At 71.5% G+C, this 17613-nt stretch carries 16 protein-coding genes; 7 read left to right on the top strand and 9 right to left on the bottom strand.

Annotated elements, in window-relative coordinates:
- Window positions 1–55: 55 nt before the first annotated feature.
- A complete protein-coding gene (locus tag AB0I82_RS31025) occupies window positions 56–1417 on the bottom strand; it encodes an alkaline phosphatase PhoX (RefSeq protein ID WP_363260751.1) in 1362 nt (453 codons plus the stop codon).
- A gap of 150 nt (window positions 1418–1567) precedes the next feature.
- Window positions 1568–2692: a cell division protein ZapE gene (gene zapE, locus AB0I82_RS31020; protein WP_363260750.1), complete on the bottom strand. Its 1125-nt coding sequence runs from the start codon at window positions 2690–2692 to the stop codon at window positions 1568–1570.
- A gap of 198 nt (window positions 2693–2890) precedes the next feature.
- Here zapE and AB0I82_RS31015 point away from each other — a divergent pair, with 198 nt between their 5' ends.
- Together AB0I82_RS31015 and AB0I82_RS31010 are read left to right on the top strand one after the other, a co-directional pair.
- A complete protein-coding gene (locus AB0I82_RS31015) occupies window positions 2891–3625 on the top strand; it encodes a pyrimidine reductase family protein (RefSeq protein WP_363260749.1) in 735 nt (244 codons plus the stop codon).
- A gap of 166 nt (window positions 3626–3791) precedes the next feature.
- Window positions 3792–4283 carry an indole-3-glycerol phosphate synthase gene (locus tag AB0I82_RS31010; RefSeq protein ID WP_363260748.1) on the top strand — a complete coding sequence of 164 codons (492 nt, stop codon included), beginning with the start codon at window positions 3792–3794 and terminating at the stop codon, window positions 4281–4283.
- A 76-nt stretch (window positions 4284–4359) separates the two neighbouring features.
- Here AB0I82_RS31010 and AB0I82_RS31005 read toward each other — a convergent pair whose 3' ends face one another.
- Together AB0I82_RS31005 and AB0I82_RS31000 are read right to left on the bottom strand one after the other, a co-directional pair.
- Entirely contained in the window at window positions 4360–5046 is a 687-nt protein-coding gene (locus AB0I82_RS31005; protein ID WP_363260747.1) for an ABC transporter ATP-binding protein, read from the bottom strand.
- A gap of 76 nt (window positions 5047–5122) precedes the next feature.
- Window positions 5123–6217, bottom strand: a complete 1095-nt coding sequence (locus tag AB0I82_RS31000; RefSeq protein ID WP_363260746.1) for an ABC transporter permease — start codon at window positions 6215–6217, stop codon at window positions 5123–5125.
- 144 nt (window positions 6218–6361) lie between these two features.
- Here AB0I82_RS31000 and AB0I82_RS30995 point away from each other — a divergent pair, with 144 nt between their 5' ends.
- From AB0I82_RS30995 to msrB, 4 genes are all read left to right on the top strand, one after another.
- On the top strand, window positions 6362–7639 hold the full coding sequence (locus tag AB0I82_RS30995; RefSeq protein ID WP_363260745.1) for a sensor histidine kinase: 1278 nt from the start codon (window positions 6362–6364) through the stop codon (window positions 7637–7639).
- Window positions 7636–8283, top strand: coding sequence for a response regulator transcription factor (locus AB0I82_RS30990; RefSeq protein ID WP_363260744.1), 648 nt, complete (start codon window positions 7636–7638; stop codon window positions 8281–8283). Before AB0I82_RS30995 ends, AB0I82_RS30990 begins: the two co-directional genes overlap by 4 nt.
- A gap of 175 nt (window positions 8284–8458) precedes the next feature.
- Window positions 8459–9856 carry a UDP-N-acetylmuramate--L-alanine ligase gene (murC, locus tag AB0I82_RS30985; protein WP_363260743.1) on the top strand — a complete coding sequence of 466 codons (1398 nt, stop codon included), beginning with the start codon at window positions 8459–8461 and terminating at the stop codon, window positions 9854–9856.
- Between the two features lie 44 nt (window positions 9857–9900).
- Complete coding sequence (msrB, locus tag AB0I82_RS30980) at window positions 9901–10314, top strand: peptide-methionine (R)-S-oxide reductase MsrB (protein ID WP_363260741.1); 414 nt, start codon at window positions 9901–9903, stop codon at window positions 10312–10314.
- Between the two features lie 417 nt (window positions 10315–10731).
- Here the strand turns inward: msrB and AB0I82_RS30975 are convergent, their stop codons facing one another.
- The 5 genes from AB0I82_RS30975 to AB0I82_RS30955 all read right to left on the bottom strand — a co-directional run bounded on the left by AB0I82_RS30975 (window position 10732) and on the right by AB0I82_RS30955 (window position 16638).
- Window positions 10732–12036: an MFS transporter gene (locus AB0I82_RS30975; RefSeq protein ID WP_363260740.1), complete on the bottom strand. Its 1305-nt coding sequence runs from the start codon at window positions 12034–12036 to the stop codon at window positions 10732–10734.
- Window positions 12036–13385 carry an ATP-grasp domain-containing protein gene (locus AB0I82_RS30970; protein ID WP_363260739.1) on the bottom strand — a complete coding sequence of 450 codons (1350 nt, stop codon included), beginning with the start codon at window positions 13383–13385 and terminating at the stop codon, window positions 12036–12038. Before AB0I82_RS30970 ends, AB0I82_RS30975 begins: the two co-directional genes overlap by 1 nt.
- Window positions 13386–13473: 88 nt before the next feature.
- A complete protein-coding gene (locus AB0I82_RS30965) occupies window positions 13474–14754 on the bottom strand; it encodes an aspartate kinase (RefSeq protein WP_363260738.1) in 1281 nt (426 codons plus the stop codon).
- 67 nt (window positions 14755–14821) lie between these two features.
- Window positions 14822–15811: a transketolase C-terminal domain-containing protein gene (locus AB0I82_RS30960; RefSeq protein WP_363260737.1), complete on the bottom strand. Its 990-nt coding sequence runs from the start codon at window positions 15809–15811 to the stop codon at window positions 14822–14824.
- A complete protein-coding gene (locus AB0I82_RS30955; RefSeq protein ID WP_363260736.1) occupies window positions 15811–16638 on the bottom strand; it encodes a thiamine pyrophosphate-dependent enzyme in 828 nt (275 codons plus the stop codon). The genes AB0I82_RS30960 and AB0I82_RS30955 overlap by 1 nt, the downstream gene beginning before the upstream one ends.
- A 250-nt stretch (window positions 16639–16888) precedes the next feature.
- On the opposite strand from AB0I82_RS30955, the gene AB0I82_RS30950 reads away from it, so the two are divergent.
- Window positions 16889–17476 carry an HPP family protein gene (locus AB0I82_RS30950; protein WP_363260735.1) on the top strand — a complete coding sequence of 196 codons (588 nt, stop codon included), beginning with the start codon at window positions 16889–16891 and terminating at the stop codon, window positions 17474–17476.
- The last annotated feature ends 137 nt before the right edge of the window (window positions 17477–17613 follow it).

The raw sequence follows: 17613 nt of genomic DNA, 5'->3' as shown, positions 1-17613 counted from the left end.
ACCCCTACGGGCGGTGCGCGCGCTCAGCCCCGAAGGGCGCTGATCACGGTCGCTGTCAGAACGGCCCCGTCACCGCGAACGTCGTCCCCGGCTGGTAGCAGTTCACGTACATCGTGCGCCCGTCCGGCGCGAAGGTGACGCCCGCGAACTCGCCCCACTCCGGCTCCTCCGGCGTCCCGATGTTCTGCCGGCCGCGCGCCATCGGGTACACCGCACCCTTCCGCGTCAGCCCGAAGACGTGCTGTGCGCCCTCGCCGTCCTCGCACACCATCAGGCCGCCGCTGGGCGCCAGGCAGATGTTGTCGGGGGACTCGCCGGGCAGCTGCAGATCGCTGTCCGGACCGAAGACGACCACCAGCGTCAGACAGCGCGCCTTCGGGTCGTACCGCCACACCTGCCCGTAGTGGTCGCCCGCCGAGCCTTCTTCCCGGTGCGCGAAGCTGGACACGAAGTACACGCAGGAGCCGCCCCAGTAGCAGCCCTCCAGCTTCTGGGCGTGCGTGATGCCCTTCGTACCGAAGTCCTGGAAGCGGATGGGCGTCTGCTTCGCGAGCGGGTCCGGGACGTCCACCCACTCGATGCGTTCGAACGTCGCGCCCGTCTCCTTGATGGCGGAGAGGTCCTTCACCCCCGGTACGCGCATCGCCTGCAGCCGGCCGCCCGCGCGCAGCGAACCGATGCCGCCCAGCGGCGCGTTCGGGTGGAAGCGGTAGAAGAGCCCGAACGGCTTCTCGAAGGCGTCCTCGGTCTCGTAGACCGTGCCGTCCCGGGGGTCGACCGCGATCGCCTCGTGCTGGAAGCGGCCCATGTCCGTGAGGGGCACCGCCCCGGTGCGCTGCGGGTCGTACGGATCGACCTCGAAAATGAAGCCGTGGTCCTTGGTGTAGCCCTCCTCGCCCGCCCTGAACTCGGTCTCCTCGCAGGTCAGCCAGGTGTTCCAAGGAGTGGGGCCGCCCGCGCAGTTGGTGGAGGTGCCGGCGATGGCGACCCGCTCGGAGACCACCTGGTTGTCCGCGTCGACCTCGATGGCCGTACAGCCGCCCTCGGCCATCGGGTCGTAGGTGATGCCGGGCACGGTGGGCACGGCGGAGCGGGACTTCTTACGGTTCTCGTGGTTGCGCACCAGGTGGGTGTGGCCCCGGCGGCCGCGGAAGGCCGCCATGCCGTCGCAGTTGCTCGGTACCTTGCCCTCACCGGAGAGCAGCGGGGAGCCCTCCCGGGACAGCACCTTGTAGCGGAAGCCCTTCGGGAGATCGAGCAGGCCGTCCGGGTCGGGAACCAGCGGTCCGTAGCCGCTGCGGCCCGTCGACTGGGCCACAGCGGTACCGGCGAAGATCTCCGAGACGGCGCCGGAGAAGGCGATTCCCGCCCCCACCGCGCCGGTTCTTGCAAGGATCTGACGTCGTGTTGTGGACATGAAGCAACTCCCTGCTGGCGGACAGGTGATGTGACCGGATGTGTGTACCACGTCACAAGGCCGCCGGGAACCACGCGCGTAGAGTGTCGTGGACCACCCCTGAAGGGCGTAGCGCCCCTCTCCGGGCCGTGCTCCGGCCCGCTTCTGGGCCTACTGCTCCGTCAGCTGCTTCGCGTCCCGGGCGAGCGCCGTCAGCCGGGATATCGCGCGGAAGTACTTCTTGCGGTAGCCGCCCTTGAGCATCTCCTCGCTGAACAGCTCGTCGAACGGCTTACCGGAAGCCAGCACCGGCACCTCGCGGTCGTAGAGCCGGTCGGCCAGCACCACGAGGCGCAGCGCCGTCGACTGGTCCGGCACCGCCTGTACGTCAGTGAGGCAGACCGCCCGGATGTCGTCGCACATCGCGCCGTACCGGCTCGGGTGCACCTTCGAGAGGTGGTCCAGCAGCCCGGGGAAGTCGTCGAGCGAGGCGCCGGGCGTGGCGTACGCGACCCGGGTGACGGTCTCGTCGTCGAACGGCGCAGGCGCCTCGGGCAGCCCCCGGTGGCGGTAGTCCTCGCCATCGATGCGCAGCGGCCGGAAGTGCGCGCTCAGGCCCTGGATCTCGCGCAGGAAGTCGGCGGCGGCGAAGCGGCCTTCACCGAGCTTGCCCGGCAGCGTGTTCGACGTGGCCGCCAGTGCCACGCCGTGCTCGACCAGCTTGGCCAGCAGGGAGGAGACCAGCACCGTGTCGCCGGGGTCGTCCAGCTCGAACTCGTCGATGCACAGCAGGCGGTGGCCACTGAGGGTGCGCACCGTCTCCTGGAAGCCCAGCGCGCCGACCAGGTTGGTCAGCTCCACAAAGGTGCCGAACGCCTTGAGCTCCGGTGCGGCGGGCGTGGCGTGCCACAGGGATGCCAGCAGGTGGGTCTTGCCGACGCCGTAGCCGCCGTCCAGATAGACGCCGCGCGGGCCCTGGGGTGCGGCGGGCTTCTTCGAGAACCAGCGCCGCTTGCCCCCGGAGGAGCTCGCGCCGCCTCCGATGCTCGCCGCGAAGGAGCCGAGCACCTGTACCGCCTCGGCCTGGCTGGGCTGCGCCGGGTCCGGGATGTACGTCTCGAAGCGCGCGCTCTGGAAGCGCGGCGGCGGCACCATCTCCGCGACCAGCCGGTCGGCGGGGACGTGCGGGGCGCGCGCGGTGAGCGCGGCCGGGGCCGCGTCGTCCGAGGGGCCGGCGGTGGCCTGGCCGGTTATCGGAGCGGGCTGCGAGGGCGACGAGGGCATGGAAGGTGACACAGCGCTCCAGCGTAGTCGCTGCACGGCACGAGCCGGACCGCTGAGCGAGGCATGTCACACGGCCGTCTCCGTGCCACACTGCGGCCTATGCGACGTCTGTTCCCCTCTCCAGCCCAGTCCGCGCCGTCCGGAAGCGCACCGTTTCAAGGAACCGCCGGCGAAGCGGTGTCGTCCCCGCTGGACGGGTACCGGGAGTGGATGGAAGACCGGGAATGGACCTTGGACGAGCTGGCGGAGGCGTACGCGTATCCGGACGGTACGGAGGCGTCGCACGGATGGCTGCGCGCCAACATGGTGTCCTCGGTGGACGGCGCCGCGCACCATGAGGGCCGCTCGCAGCCCCTCTCCAGTGACGCCGACATGCGGATCTTCGGGGTGCTGCGCGGGCTGGCCGACGCGGTGATCGCCGGCGCCGAGACGGTGCGCCAGGAGGGGTACCGGCCGGCCAGGGCGCGCGAGGCGTTCGCCGCGCGGCGGGCGGCGGCCGGGCAGGGGCCCGCGCCGGCCATCGCCGTGGTGAGCGCGAGCCTGGACCTGGACTTCTCGCTGCCCCTCTTCACGCAGCCGCTGGTGCCCACGGTCCTGCTGACCGGCGCGGCCGCCGACGAGGACCGGGTGAAGGCCGCGCGGGCGGCCGGTGCCCAGGTGGTCTTCGTCGGGGAGGGCGCGGCGGTGGACCCCGCACGGGTGACCGGCGCGCTCGCGGACCTGGGGCTGACCCGACTGCTGACGGAGGGCGGGCCGCGGCTGCTCGGCCAGTTCGCCGCGGCGGGTGCGCTGGACGAGCTGTGCCTGTCGCTCGCGCCGCTGGTGACGGTGGGGGACGCGCCGCGGATCATGAACGCGCCCGGCCTGTCGGTACCGGAACGGTTCCGGCTCGCATCCGTACTGGAGGACGACGGATTCCTGTTCACCCGGTACCGCCGCCCATGAACCGTTTCACCCCAGCTCCCGGGCGTTCGGCGGAATTTCTCGTTCCGCTTAGCTCCCATTGGGCACACTGAAGGAACGAAGGCCCCGTTCCGGGACGGGGCAGGATGGTTTCTGTCGGACCACCGCTCCGTGGCGGTCCATGAAGCGGAGAAGAAGGGCGCCCGTCGTGTTCACGAGCGTATTGATGATCGAGAAGCCGCTGTCGCCCGCCGACGTGGATTTCGTCACCACGCTGCACGGCGACGACGAGGTCTCCTTCGTCGTCCTCATGCAGCCGCGCGGCGAGCAGGACGTGCTGCTGCGGGCCATCGACGATGTCGCCCTCGGCGAGTTCGACGAGGCGGTGCGGGAGGGCGACGAGCCCGAGGGTGCGCAGGCGGAGCCGCCTGCGGAGCGGGCCCTGTCGCACACCCTGCAGCAGCTGCGGAACGCGGGCGCCGAGGCCATCGGCCAGGTGGTCGAGGACCGTCCGCTGGACCTGTTGCGGTCGGTCGTCGACCAGACGGGCGCGGACGAGGTGATCGTGCTGACCGCCCCGCACTTCGTCGAGGAGTTCTTCCACCGCGACTGGGCCTCCCGCGCCCGCCACAAGGTCGGCGTGCCGGTGCTGAAGCTGTTCGCGCACGCGCCGGGCGAGCCGGCGGGGGAGGCGGGCTAGACGGCCGGTGGCCGACCGCTGGGGCCCCGCGCGGACCCAGGACGCCCCGTGGCCGCCCACGGCCGCTCAAGGGCTCTCAGGCGCCCGTCGGCGCCCCCGCACCGACCCGCCCGTCCCGTACCTCCACGACCGCATCCACCGCGCCCAGGTGCGACCGGTCGTGCGTGACGAGGACGGTCGCCGTGGCCCGCTGGTGGGTGAGCGTGGTCAGCAGGTCAAGGACGGCCGCGCCGCGTTCCTGGTCCAGCGCGCTGGTCGGCTCGTCGACCAGCAGGACGGCCGGGTCGTTCATCAGCGCCCGCGCGATGTTGATCCGCTGCCGCTGGCCGCCCGACAGCTGGTGCGGCCGGCGGTCCGCCTGCCCGGCGAGCCCCACGGCGGCCAGCAGCTCCTTCGCCCGCGGCGCGGCCTTACGGGGCGAGCGCCCGTCCAGATGGGCCATCGCCTGCAGCTGCTCGGCAGCGGTCAGTGAGGGCAGCAGGTTGGGCTGCTGGAAGACCATGCCGATCTTGTCGCGGCGGAGCGCGGTCAGCCGCGCCCGGCTCATCCCGGTGGTGTCGACGCCGTCGATCGTGACGGTGCCGCGGTCCGGGGTGATCAGGGTGGCGGCCACCGCCAGCAGGCTGGACTTCCCCGACCCCGAGGGGCCGAGTACCGCGGTCATGGTGCCGGCGGGCACGTGCAGCGACACCTTGTCCAGCGCGGTCAGCCGGGAGCCGCCGTCGGGGTAGGTGAGGGTCACATCGGTCAGATCGAGGCTCATCGCGTACTCCACGGGGCGGTGCGGGCGGTCGGTGCGTTACGGGGACGGCGGTGGCGGCGCGTCATCGGGCGCTGCGTCATCGGGCACTTCCCAGGGCCGTCAGCGGGTCCACGGAGGTGATGCGCCGGATGGACAGCGCGGCCCCCACCGCGCCCAGCGCGATCATGATCAGCGCGGGGACCAGCACGGTGGCCGGCTCCAGCACGAAGGGCACGGTGCCGCCGACCGCCGTACCCACCCCGGCGGCGAGCGCGGTCCCCAGGCCCGTACCGAGCACCAGTAGGACGACGGCCTGACCGAGCGCGTCCTTGAGGAGGTACCGCGTCGAGGCGCCGAGCGCCTTCAGTACGGCCACGTCGCCGCTGCGCTGGATCGTCCACACGGTGAAGAACGCACCGATGACCAGCGCCGAGATGGCGAAGAGGAAGCCGCGCATCAGTTGCAGCGAGCCGTTCTCGGCGGTGAAGGACCCGATCGCCTGAAGGGCGTCGGCAGAGCTCACCGTCTTCGTGCCGAGCTTCTTGTCGGCGGCCGCGAGAGCGCCGGCCCCGGCGCCCTCGGTGGTCAGCGCGAGGACCGTGGAGCCGCCCGTACCGCGCACGGCGGCCGGACCACCGCCCATCTGCTGCCAGTCGTCCAGCGAGGTCCACACCACGGGCGTGTGGCTGTACATCGCCTCGCCCGACACGGCGGCGACCCGCAGCCGCTGCCCGGCCAGCGTGAAGTGGTCCCCGGCCCGTACGCCCAGCTCATCGGCGGCCTTCTCGGAGAGCACGGCGGCGCCGTCCGTGATCCGCCGCGCCTCGGGCGCCAGCCCGGAGCCGGGGCGCACCCCGAAGGCGGACAGCGCGGCGTTACGGGGCCCGGCCTCGGCCTTCGTGGTGGCGATGCCCAGCGGCTCGGCCCGGTCCACGCCGCGCACCTTGGCCCAGCGCTCCGTGGTCTCCGCACTGAGGCGCGAGTCGGTGAACGACACGTCCTCGCCCTGCGCCGGCGCGGAGAAGACGAGGTGGTCGGTGGGGAGCGAGGTGACCGCCGAGGTGTTCTCGCGGCCGAGGCCCGCCGTCAGGCCGGACAGCAGCCCCACCAGCACGGTGATGAGCACGATGACGGTCCCCATCAGGGCGAACCGCCCCTTGGCGAACCTCAGGTCCCTCCAGGCGACGAACACGGCCTCGGAGCTCCTTTGCGTACGGTGCCGGGCCCGGTGCCCGGCGGCTGCTCCAACCTCGCCGCAACGGGGTGTGCGGGGCATCGCGCCGGGGACGGCATCCCCGGTATCGAAAGGGCGCGGCCCCGATCAACCTTTCGGTTGATGCCGCTGTACGGGGCTCCGCATAGCCTTGAAGCCGTCGTGAATCCGCACTCCCTCACCCCCGTCCTCCGGGTGCTGCGCCTGTGCCTGCACTTGATGGTCGCCGCGCTGCTGGCCCTCGCCGCCATCCGGGCCGCCGCCGAGCACGCGCCCGACACACCGGCCGTCATCGGAGCGGCCGTCGTGCTCGCCTCCGTATACGCACTGGGGCCCGTCCTTCCGAAGGTCTCCGCCGCCCCCGTGGCCGCCGCCCTCTGGCTCGCCGCCGTACTGGTCGTATGGGCCCTACTGGTGCTGCTCACCCCGGACGGCGTCTGGCTCGCCTTCCCGCTCTTCTTCGTGCAGCTCCATCTGCTGCCCCTGAGGTGGGCGCTGCCCCTCGTTGCGGTCACCACGGCCGTGGCCGTCGGCGGCTTCGGGTGGCACGCCCGTGCCCTCACCGTCGGTACGGTCCTCGGGCCCGCACTCGGGGCGGCCGTCGCGGTCGCCGTCGTCCTCGGGTACCAGGCGCTGTACCGGGAGAGCGAGCAGCGGCGCCGCCTCATCGAGGAGCTGACCGCGGCCCGCAGCGACCTGGCCGCCGCCGAACGCACCGCCGGTGTCCTGGCCGAGCGCGAACGCCTCGCCCGCGAGATCCACGACACCCTCGCCCAGGGCCTGTCCAGCATCCAGCTGCTGCTGCGGGCCGCGGAGCGGGCCCTGCCCGACCGCCCCGACAGCGCGCTCGGCCACGTACGGCACGCCCGCGAGGCCGCCGTCGACAACCTCGCCGAGGCCCGCCGCTTCGTACGCGCCCTCAGCCCGCCCGGCCTGGAGCACGGCTCGCTCCCCGCCGCCCTCGAACGGCTGTGTGCCACTACGGCGCGCACCAGCGGCCTCGCCGTGCACTGCCACGTGTCCGGTACGCCCGCGGAGCTGCCCACCCCGCAGGAGGTCGCCCTGTTGCGCATCGCCCAGTCCGCGCTGGCCAACACCGTGCAGCACGCCGCGGCGAGCCGGGCGGAGCTGACCCTCAGCTACATGGGCACCGAGGTCGCCCTCGATGTCGTCGACGACGGCACCGGATTCCGGCCGTCCGAGGTCCCGGCCCCGGGCACGGACACCACCGGCTCCGGTTTCGGCCTCGCCGCGATGCGCGCCCGGGCCCGCGCCCTGCACGGCACCTTCGTGGTCGAGTCGGCGCCAGGGGAGGGCACGGCGGTGGCGGTCACTCTGCCCACGGCGGCCGCATCCCCTGGGGCCGTCACTTCCACCCGACTTCCGGAAGAAGGCCCGTGACCGACACCCCCGAAGGCGGCCGCATCCGGCTCCTCCTGGCCGACGACCACCCCGTAGTACGCGCCGGGCTGCGCGCCGTATTGGAGACCGAGCCGGACTTCGAGGTCGTCGCCGATGTGCCCACGGCGGAGGAGTCCGTGGCCCTCGCCGCGCAGCCCGGTATCGACGTGGTCCTCATGGACCTCCAGTTCGGCGGCGAGATGCGCGGCCCGCAGGCCACCGCCGAGATCACCGCCCGGGCCGGCGCGCCCCGCGTGCTGGTGCTCACCACGTACGACACCGACGCCGACATCCTCGCGGCCATCGAGGCGGGCGCCACCGGCTACCTCCTCAAGGACGCGCCGCCCGAAGAGCTGGCCGCCGCGGTCCGCACCGCCGCCGCCGGGAAGTCGGCGCTCGCGCCGGCCGTCGCGCTGCGCCTGATGGACCGGATGCGCACGCCCGCCGCCGCCCTCTCGCGCCGCGAGACCGAGGTGCTCCAACTGGTCGCCGACGGCCTGTCCAACGCGCAGATCAGCAAGCGGCTCTTCCTCAGCGAGGCGACCGTGAAGTCCCACCTCGTGCACATTTACACCAAGCTCGAGGTCGACTCCCGTACGTCGGCGGTCGCGGCGGCGACGGCGCGAGGACTGATCCGGCGCTGAGGCGGTGTGCTGAGGCGATGGGCTGACGCGGTGCGCTGAGGCGGGTGCGGGCCGTCGCCGACCGGCCGTGGCCGGGATTGTCAGAGCCAGGTGCAAGAATCATCTCGAACCGCTACTGATTCATACCGCTGCACACTGCCGCACACCGCGGCACACCGACCAGGGAGACGTCACGATGGCACCCGGCATCCCCGCCGCGATGGACCGACCGCACTTCATCGGCATCGGCGGCGCCGGCATGTCCGGCATCGCGAAGATCCTGGCGCAGCGCGGCGCCGCCGTCGCGGGCAGCGACGCCAGGGAGTCGGCGACCGTGCTGGCCCTGCGCGAGGCCGGCGCCACGGTCCACATCGGCCACGCCGCCGAGCACCTCGCCGCCGACGCCACCAGCGTCGTCGTCTCCTCCGCCATCCGCGCCGACAACCCGGAGCTGGCCGCCGCCGCCGAGCGCGGCATCCCGGTCGTGCACCGCTCCGACGCCCTCGCCGCCCTGATGGAGGGCGCGCGCCCGATCGCCGTCGCCGGCACGCACGGCAAGACGACCACCACGTCCATGCTGGCCGTCGCCCTCACGACCCTCGGCCTGGAGCCCTCGTACGCCATCGGCGGCGACCTCGACGCGCCCGGCTCCAACGCCCACCACGGCACCGGCGACATCTTCGTGGCCGAGGCGGACGAATCCGACCGCAGCTTCCACAAGTACACCCCCGACGTCGCGATCATCCTCAACGTCGAGCTGGACCACCACGCGAACTACGCCTCGATGGACGAGATCTACGAGTCCTTCGAGACCTTCGTGGGCCGGGTGCGCCCCGGCGGCACCCTCGTGATCTCCGCGGACCACGCCGGTGCCCGCGAGCTGACCAGCCGGATCCGCGGCCGCGAGGGCCTCACGGTCGTCACGTACGGCGAGGCGGACGACGCCGACCTGCGCGTCCTCGACATCACCCCGCGCGGCCTGACCAGCGAGGTCACCGCGCAGCTCCCCACCGGCGAGCAGCTGGCCTTCACGGTCTCCGTCCCCGGCCGTCACTACGCCCTCAACGCCACCGCGGCGCTCGCCGCCGGCGCGGCCCTCGGTATCGCGCCCGCCGACCTTGCCGCAGCCCTCCCCTCGTACACCGGCGTCAAGCGCCGCCTCCAGCTCAAGGGCGAGGCCAAGGGCGTCCAGGTCATCGACTCGTATGCGCACCACCCGACGGAGATGACCGCCGACCTCGAAGCGATCCGGGGCGCCGCCGCCGACTCCCGCGTCCTCGTCGTCTTCCAGCCGCACCTCTTCTCCCGCACCCAGGAGCTGGGCCGGGAGATGGGCCAGGCGCTCGCCCTCGCCGACGCCTCCGTGGTCCTGGACATCTACCCGGCGCGCGAGGACCCGATCCCGGGCGTGACCAGCGACCTGATCATCAAGGCCGCCGAGGCCGCCGGCGCGACGGTCACCGCCGAGCACGACAAGTCCGCGGTCCCCGACGTCGTCGCCGGAATGGCGGGCCCCGGCGACCTTGTTCTCACCATGGGAGCGGGCGACGTGACCGAGCTGGGCCCCGACATCCTCGCCCGCCTCGACGCCTGACCCAGTACGCAGGCCCGAACACGCCGGCCCGAAGGAGCGACACCATGGCCTACGAGATCGACAAGCCCGACGAGCAGTGGCGCGCCGAGCTGACCCCCGCGGAGTACCACGTCCTCCGCGAGGCCGGCACCGAGCCCGCCTTCGTCGGCGAATACACCGACACCAAGACCTCCGGCGTCTACTCCTGCCGCGCCTGCGGCGCCGAACTCTTCCGCTCCGACACCAAGTTCGCCAGCCACTGCGGCTGGCCGTCCTTCTACGACCCCAAGGACACCGACGCCGTCGAGCTGATAGAGGACCGCTCCCACGGCATGGTCCGCACCGAGGTCCGCTGCTCCCGCTGCGGCTCCCACCTCGGCCACGTCTTCGAGGGCGAGGGCTACCCGACCCCGACGGACCAGCGGTACTGCATCAACTCGATCTCCCTGCGGCTGACGCCGGACGCGGACGAGAGCTGAGCCGTTTCAGAGGGCCGGCAACGGCTCCCCCTGGCCCCTTGGCTATGGAGCTGGTGAGTACATGGCAGACGGGACGTTGCCGTGAGATCGGATACGAGCGACGGGTCGTTCGGCCATCTCGTTCAGCAGGTGTTGTGCTGGCTCCCTGGAGAACTCCGGTAGGTGCCTATCTCTCCTCCTCCTCCTCAGGTCGCGCTCGCGTCCCCCTTTTCGGGATTTCCTGGAACACCAGCCGGTCCGGATGCCGCTTGCGCCCCGGGTGCCGAACCGGTCGCTCAACCTTGGGCAGCTGCGGTTCGACCACCGCGCGAGGTCGCCGTTCCCGGGCGGGGCGGCCGACTCGTGAGCGGTGGCGAGGCTTCGCCAACCACTGCGAGAAAGCGAAAGGGGAAAGGGGTGTGGCGGTCCGCTTGGCCGTTACGTAGTCGAATGGAGCTCTTTGGTGCGTTCCTGGTGGTCGGCTGCCGCTGGTGTCGGGGTGGGCTGGGATTGCTCGGTGCCCCAGGTTTTGGAGGATTGGCTGACCGCGGCGGTGGTGAGGAGGCCCAGGAGGAGAACGCCGCCGACGAGTGACCATGACGCGGCCGGGCCGAGTGCGTCGAGCAGCGGCAGGAAGAGCAGGGGTGCGAGTACCACGCCGAGGTTGAAGTGTGCCGTGTAGAAACCCATGTTGCGGGCCTTGAGCCGGTTCGGGCTGATCGCGCTGATGTGGTCGGGCATCACCGGGTAAATGATCATCTCGCCGAGCGTCCACACCGCGGTCGCGGCGAGCAGCAGCCACGTCTGCTCCGCCCCGAAGCCCATGAGGACGAAGCCGGCGGTGGCGCAGGCGTAGCCGATGAGCAGGGTGGCACGGCGGCTGAGCCCCAGCATCGCGTGGTTGAGCGCGATCTCGCAGGTGATCACCATGAAGCCGTTCACCGCGAAGATCGCGCTGGCCCAGGCGGCCGGCTGGTCCAGCGTGTGGATCACGTACACGCTGACCACCGTGGAGGGCAGTGCGTAGGCCAGATGAACAGGCGTCGTGACGGCGAGGAAGCTCCAGAACCGCACTCCGTGCCGCCCCGGCCCGGTGTCCTCACCGGTGGTGGCCGGGGCGTGTCCGTCGTCGCCGGCCGCGCCTGCGGCGATCCGTGCGCGGGCCAGGATGAACGCCGAGGCCAGGTATCCGATCGCGGTGCCCCAGGGCAGCAGGCCGGGGTTGATCTCGTACAGGATTCCGGCGAGCACCGGCCCGATGCCCATGCCCAGGTTGATGGCCAGGCGTACCGCCGAGAACGCGAACCGGCGGTTGGACTCCGGCATCGCCCGGGACACCAGTGTGTAGGCGATCGGGTTGACCAGCTCGTAGCAGAAGCCCCAGAGCACGGTCAGCGCGACGAGCGTCCACAGCTCGGTGGTGACCGAGATGGCCAGCGCGATGCCCGCCACGCCGACGAGCCCCATGACCGCGAGCCGCTGTGCGGGTATCCGGGTCGCGAGCGCGCCGCTGAAGACGCCGGCGAGCAGCGCGCCGAGTCCGAACATGCCGACGACCAGGCCGATGGTGTCGACGGACAGCTCGCGACGCTCGCCGGCGAGGTACACCCCGTAGAACGGGTACAGCACGACCGCGGTACGCGATACGGCCACCGTCGTCAGGAGACCGCTGATCGGTCGCAACCCGGCGATGTTCGCGCGCAGTCCGGGTTTCCGTTGGTGCGGGTGTGTGTGTTCGGACATCACCGCACACCACATGTCATGCGGGCGTGGAAGGGCTGGACCTCGTAGATCGATTCGCGGACGGATTCGATGAACCGGTAGTCGGCGTCCACCGTGGACTGGTCCGGAGCTGTCAGAAACACCCGCACCGGGCTGGTGAGCAGGTCGTGGGTGGGCACGATGACGTCACCGGGCTTGCGCTTGAGCACGAGGTCCACCACCGACGGCCGGTTGCGGATCTCTTCGACCAGCCTCTCGTTGACCGAGAGCACCTGACCGGACAGCACCGTCGGGGTGTTGTAGACGACCGCGGGCTGACGCTTCCGGTAAACGCGGTCGCCGTACTCGGCGAGGAACTGCTCGGGACGGACGTAGGCCAGCGCAGTCAGGTCCGCGCTGTTCGTGCCGAGGCATGCGTTGTGGAAGGCGGGGTGCAGGTGCCCGTTGACCCTGGCGCCGACCTCCACGAGGGCGGGCCCGTCCTGGGTCATGATCAGCTCGGTGTGCGCCGGACCGTTTTGGATGCCGAGGACGTCGAGCATGGTGCGGGTGAAGCCGATCAGCTCGGCTGTCACCGGATCGTCCGGCGACACCAGGATGTCGCGGTTGTAGATCGGCTTTCCGTTGGCCAGCAGTTGCTTTTCGTACTGCCACACACCGCATACGTAGGCGTGGCCGTCGACGCTCACGGTGTCGACGATGTACTCGGTTCCTTCGAGGAAACTCTGTACCAGCACCTCGGTGTTCGCACCGTTGAACACGGTGGTGCTGGTGAGGATGGACGGGAACGCGGCGCGCAGGGTGGCGGCGTCACGGCAGATGAAGACCCCGTCCGTGGACGCGGACGACAGCGGCTTGGCGACACACGGCCAGTACCCGCTGTCCTCGGCCCACGCGACGGCCGCCTCGGCGTCGTCCGTGATCAGTTGGGCGGCGGTGCGCAGCCCGGCGGCGGCGACGGTGTCGATCATCTTGTACTTGTTGCGGCGCGCCTCGGAGAGCTCCGTTCCATTGGTGCGCAGGCCCAGTCCCGCACTCAGTTGGTCCGCGAGCAGTACTCCCGGCTCCTGGCCGGGGATGACGAACTGCGGATCGAGCTCCTTGAGTGCGTGCTCGGTGCCCCCCTCCGGGGTGTGCACCAGCCAGTCGCGGTAACTCGATCTCTCCCACGGCTGCATACGGGCTATCGGTTCGGGCGAACTCTGCACGTGGACCACGTCGATCCCGAGGCGGTTGAAGGCGGCCGGCAGGTAATTCCCGGTCCCGTACGCGTCGACCAGGACGCCCACCGCGCGCCCCATGTCCTCGCGCACCGCTTCCTCGATGCGGTTCCACTGCTCACGTCGGGTGTCCACGGACAGCTCACTCATCGGGTCCTCACAATCCTTGTCTGACGGGCAAATGATCAACAGCCGGCGGCGCGGGCCGAGCGGCCCTCGGGCACCTGGGCCGGCCCGGCTACACGGCGATGCCGTGCTCGGCCGCTGCCGCGGGCCGGTCCAGCCGGAACTCGCGGTGCAGCAGATCCACCGCGCGCTCGCAGTGCGCCTCGGCGAGCGTGAACGACGTACGTACCTGCGAGGTCGACACCGAGTAGGTCTCGATGCCTGCCGCGTCCAGGGCCGCCAGCACGCGCCCCGTTGTTCCGGGGTGGCTGAGCAGACCGGCGCCGACGAGGGAGACCTTCGCCACCGATTCGTGGATGTCGGCGGCACCCCCGCATTGTGAGAGGACCTCGCGGAGCGTTCCCACGTGTGTCCGCGCGATGGTGAAGTCCCATCCGTAGCCGTTGTCCCGGTCGCCGGTGCGGGCCACGAGATCCACGGCGACCGAGGCTTCGCCGAGGGCCGCGAAGAGCTCCGCACTTCGGTGCGGCAGGTTGCCCGGCCGGATCACCACTCGGGCGACGTCTGCGTCATGGGCGATCCCGGTGACGGGCCGGGCGTTCTCAAGCATGTCTCCTCCGGTTTCTTCGGGAACGACGGTGGTGCCGGGCCTGTCGGTGAAGGCCGACCGCACGTGGATGCTGACGCCGGCTCTGCCCGCGAGGTCGACCGACCGCGGGTGGAGTACGCGCGAGCCGGAGCAGGCCATCTCCGACATGACGCCGCTGCCGACTCTGGTCAGCAGCCGGGCGTCCGGGACGATCCGCGGATCGGCGCTGTAGACGCCCGGCACGTCCGTATAGATCTCGCAGGTCGCCGCTCCGAGTGCGGCGGCAAGCGCGACGGCCGTCGTGTCGCTGCCGCCCCGGCCGAGGGTGACGACATCACCCACGGCGTCGACGGCCTGGAAGCCGGCGACCACCGCGACCGTGCCGCGGCGGAGGACGTCCCGGAGGCGGGTGCCCTCGACCTCGGCGATGCGTCCGTCTCCGTGGCGGCCGGCGGCGGCGATGCCGGCCTGCGCGCCCGTCAGTGACCTCGCCGGGACCCCCGCGTCGTTCAGGGCGATCGCGAGGAGAGCCGCCGCCGCGGTCTCGCCGGTGGCGAGGAGCTGGTCCATTTCCCGTGCGGACGGCGCCGTTGCCGCCGAACGCGCGTCCGCTACGAGTTCGTCGGTGCTGGAGCCGCGCGCGGACACCACTACGACGACCGGGTATCCCGCACGGTGCACACCGGCGACGCGCTCGGCCACCGCGCGCAGCCGCTCGGGTGTGGTGCCGACCGAGGTGCCGCCGAACTTCATCACGCGGATCGCTTGCGCCGTCGCGGGGACGGGCACTACGGGGCTGTGCACCGGACTGCTCCTTGTCGTGTGGTCAGGCGTGTGGGCGGGCGTATGGTCACGTGGGTGGTCAGGCGTGTCACGCCACGACTTCCCGGGCCTGAGCGATGGCGTTGCGCACGTTGATCCCGGCGCGGTCCAGCAGGTACTGCTCCCCGCCGACCAGGTCGTAGTGGACGTCGGGCACGCCGATCCGCCGCACCGGCGGGCCACCGGCCTCGGCCACCACCTCGCAGACCGCTCCGCCCAGGCCGCCCACGGCGCGATGGTCCTCGATGGTCACCACGACCTCGGCGTGGGTGCTCGCGTCGAGGATCGCCGCCCGGTCGAGCGGCTTGACCGTGTGCATGTTCAAGTGCCCGGCGCTCACTCCCTGGGCGGCGAGTTCCCGTGCCGCCTCCGCCGCGACGAGGTTCGGGTACGGACCGGTGGCGATGAACAGCACCCGGCCGGGCTCTCGAAGGACGCGGGCCTTGCCCAGGACGAAATCGGTGCGCTCGTCGTACAGCGTCGGTGTGGCCTGCCGCCCCAGCCGCAAGTACGCGGGGCCGGGGTCGTTCGCCAGGGCCACCGTGGCCTGCACGGCCTCCCAGGCGTCGCCCGGCACCACCACGGTCATGTTCGGCAGCATCCGGATCGCGCCGATGTCTTCCAGCGAATGGTGGGTCGGGCCGTAGTGCCCCGAGGAGAGGCCCCCGTGCGTCCCCACGATCTTGACCGGCACGTTCGCGCCGGCCACATCGATCTTGATCTGTTCGTAGGCGCGGGCGACGGCGAACGGGCTCATGCCGTTGGCGAAGACCGGGCGTGCGGCCACCGTCATTCCGGCGGCGACAGCGATCATGTTCTGTTCGGCTATGCCGAGATCCACGTACTGGCGCGGCAGTTCCGCCGCGAAGTGGTCCTCGTAGTCCATGTCGGTGGCCAGGCATGCCAGGTCCGGGTTCTCCCGCCCCAGGGCGAGGAGCATCATGGCGTAGGCGTCGCGGCTCTGGATGTCCGACCGGTTCCGCCAGACATGGTCGAGGACCTCCGCGACGGAGCGGCGGACGGCGAGACCGGTGCTCATCACAGCTCACCCGCCAGGGCCGCGAGAGCCAGCTGCCGCGCGTTCTGGTCGAGGGTGGCCGAATGGCTCTTCTTCGTGTCGTGCAGGCCGGGGACCCCACGTGCCTTGATCGTGCGGGCGATGACGGCCGTCGGCCGGCCTGGCTCGACGGGCTCGCCGAACGCCTCCCTGATCTGGTCGTGGTCGTGTCCGTCGATCGTGAGCACCCGCCAGCCGAAGCCGGCCCACTTGTCGGCCAGGGGTTCCAGCGACATGCAGTCCTCGGTCCTGCCGCTGATCTGCCAGCCGTTGCGGTCCACGATCGCGAACAGGTTGTCGACCCCGAGGTGGGGCGCCGCCATCGCCGCTTCCCAGTTGGAGCCCTCCTGCAGCTCCCCGTCGCCCAGGATCACGAACGCCCGCTTGTCGTACCCGTAGCGCCGGCCGGCGAGGGCGACGCCCAGACCGAGCGAAAGCCCGTGCCCCAGCGCACCCGTTGAGAAGTCCACGCCGGGGAGGCGCTTCATCGGATGACCGCCCAGCCGGCTCTCCGGCTCGGCATAAGTCGCGCACTCCGCCTCCGGGATCACTCCGGTCGCGGCGAGCGCCGCGTACAGCGCCGCGGACGCCTGCCCCTTGCTCAGGATCAGGTAGTCACGGTCGGCCACTGTGTTCTCGCCGGCCGGCTGCCGCAGCACCTCGCCGTACAGAACGGCGAGCAGGTCGGCGATCGACATGCTGCCGCCGATGTGCACGCCATTGGGCGAACCGCTCATCTCGATGACTCTTCGCCGGATGTCCACTGCGAGCCTGCCGGCCACGCTCTCCGGTGGCGCCTGTGTGAGCATGCTTGGTCCTTCCGAAGCGGTCTGCGGGGATGCCAAGGGTTTACCGACGCCGGACCGGCGAGGGCGACGGTCTGCCCGGGGCTGTGTCACCTCCTCTCGTGACGGGCGCCGACCTGACCCAGTCGTGCGCCGAGGTGACAAAGTGATCCGGCGGTGCCGGCCGGCCTCGCGGACCGGCCGGGGCGGGGACCTGACGAAGTGGCCCGTCGCCATTTCCGGCCTGGTGGCGGCGGCTTCTAGCGTCGGCCGCATGGCAATCGACAGTGCAACCACAAGCAACGGCGCGCCCGCGAACGCGGGTGCGGCCACCGGGAGTTCGGCAGCCGACAGGGTCCGGAGCCCCGCGCTCAAGAGGCTCACCAGTAAGGCACCGCCGCGGCAGGGCGCGGTCGTGCTCGCCCTGGCCACGGCGTTCGCTGTGGCCGCTCTGCTGATCCTGGTGGGGGTCGGCTCGCTGATCGACCAGGTGCTGCTCGTGCCGCCGTTGGCCGCGAGCGCGGCACTTGTGTTCGGTGCTCCCGCGCTGCCGCTGTCCCAACCGCGCAGCGTCGTGGGTGGCCAGTTGCTCTCCGCCGCCACCGGATTCGTCGTACTCGCCGTGGGCGGCAGCTCCGCCGTCGCGGCCGCCGTGGCGGGTGGGCTCGCCCTCGGAGTGATGCTGGCCGCGCGGACACCGCACTCGCCGGCGGCGGCGACCGCGGTGATCGTGGTCCTGACGGAACCGCGTGCCCTGACCTTCCTGCCGCTGCTCGCCCTGGCCTGTGGGGTGCTGGTGCTCGTGGGCATGGTCGCGGGCCGCAGCGGACGTGGTGCTCGCTACCCCTCGTATTGGTGGTAGTCACCGAGCCGGCCGGTGCTCCGCCAGGCACGAAGAGTCCCGCACCGCACCCTCATGAGCACGGAGAGTTCTGACGCCGGCCGTTACGGTCGGCGCTCTGGCTCTGAGAAATCGGCTGCACGAACAACCCCCTGCAG

Origin of the sequence: Streptomyces sp. NPDC050315 (assembly GCF_040655775.1) — a bacterium.
GTDB lineage: Bacteria > Actinomycetota > Actinomycetes > Streptomycetales > Streptomycetaceae > Streptomyces.
This window is presented reverse-complemented; position numbering and strand designations above follow the sequence as displayed.

What these genes read in the sequence shown, in the direction of transcription:
- AB0I82_RS31025 (WP_363260751.1), bottom strand. Translation starts at nt 1,417, where the DNA reads ATGTCCACAACACGACGTCAGATCCTTGCAAGAACCGGCGCGGTGGGG.
- AB0I82_RS31015 (WP_363260749.1), top strand. Translation starts at nt 2,891, where the DNA reads ATGGAAGACCGGGAATGGACCTTGGACGAGCTGGCGGAGGCGTACGCG.
- AB0I82_RS31005 (WP_363260747.1), bottom strand. Translation starts at nt 5,046, where the DNA reads ATGAGCCTCGATCTGACCGATGTGACCCTCACCTACCCCGACGGCGGC.
- AB0I82_RS30995 (WP_363260745.1), top strand. Translation starts at nt 6,362, where the DNA reads ATGCCGCTGTACGGGGCTCCGCATAGCCTTGAAGCCGTCGTGAATCCG.
- murC (WP_363260743.1), top strand. Translation starts at nt 8,459, where the DNA reads ATGGCACCCGGCATCCCCGCCGCGATGGACCGACCGCACTTCATCGGC.
- msrB (WP_363260741.1), top strand. Translation starts at nt 9,901, where the DNA reads ATGGCCTACGAGATCGACAAGCCCGACGAGCAGTGGCGCGCCGAGCTG.
- AB0I82_RS30975 (WP_363260740.1), bottom strand. Translation starts at nt 12,036, where the DNA reads ATGTCCGAACACACACACCCGCACCAACGGAAACCCGGACTGCGCGCG.
- AB0I82_RS30970 (WP_363260739.1), bottom strand. Translation starts at nt 13,385, where the DNA reads ATGAGTGAGCTGTCCGTGGACACCCGACGTGAGCAGTGGAACCGCATC.
- AB0I82_RS30960 (WP_363260737.1), bottom strand. Translation starts at nt 15,811, where the DNA reads ATGAGCACCGGTCTCGCCGTCCGCCGCTCCGTCGCGGAGGTCCTCGAC.
- AB0I82_RS30955 (WP_363260736.1), bottom strand. Translation starts at nt 16,638, where the DNA reads ATGCTCACACAGGCGCCACCGGAGAGCGTGGCCGGCAGGCTCGCAGTG.
- AB0I82_RS30950 (WP_363260735.1), top strand. Translation starts at nt 16,889, where the DNA reads ATGGCAATCGACAGTGCAACCACAAGCAACGGCGCGCCCGCGAACGCG.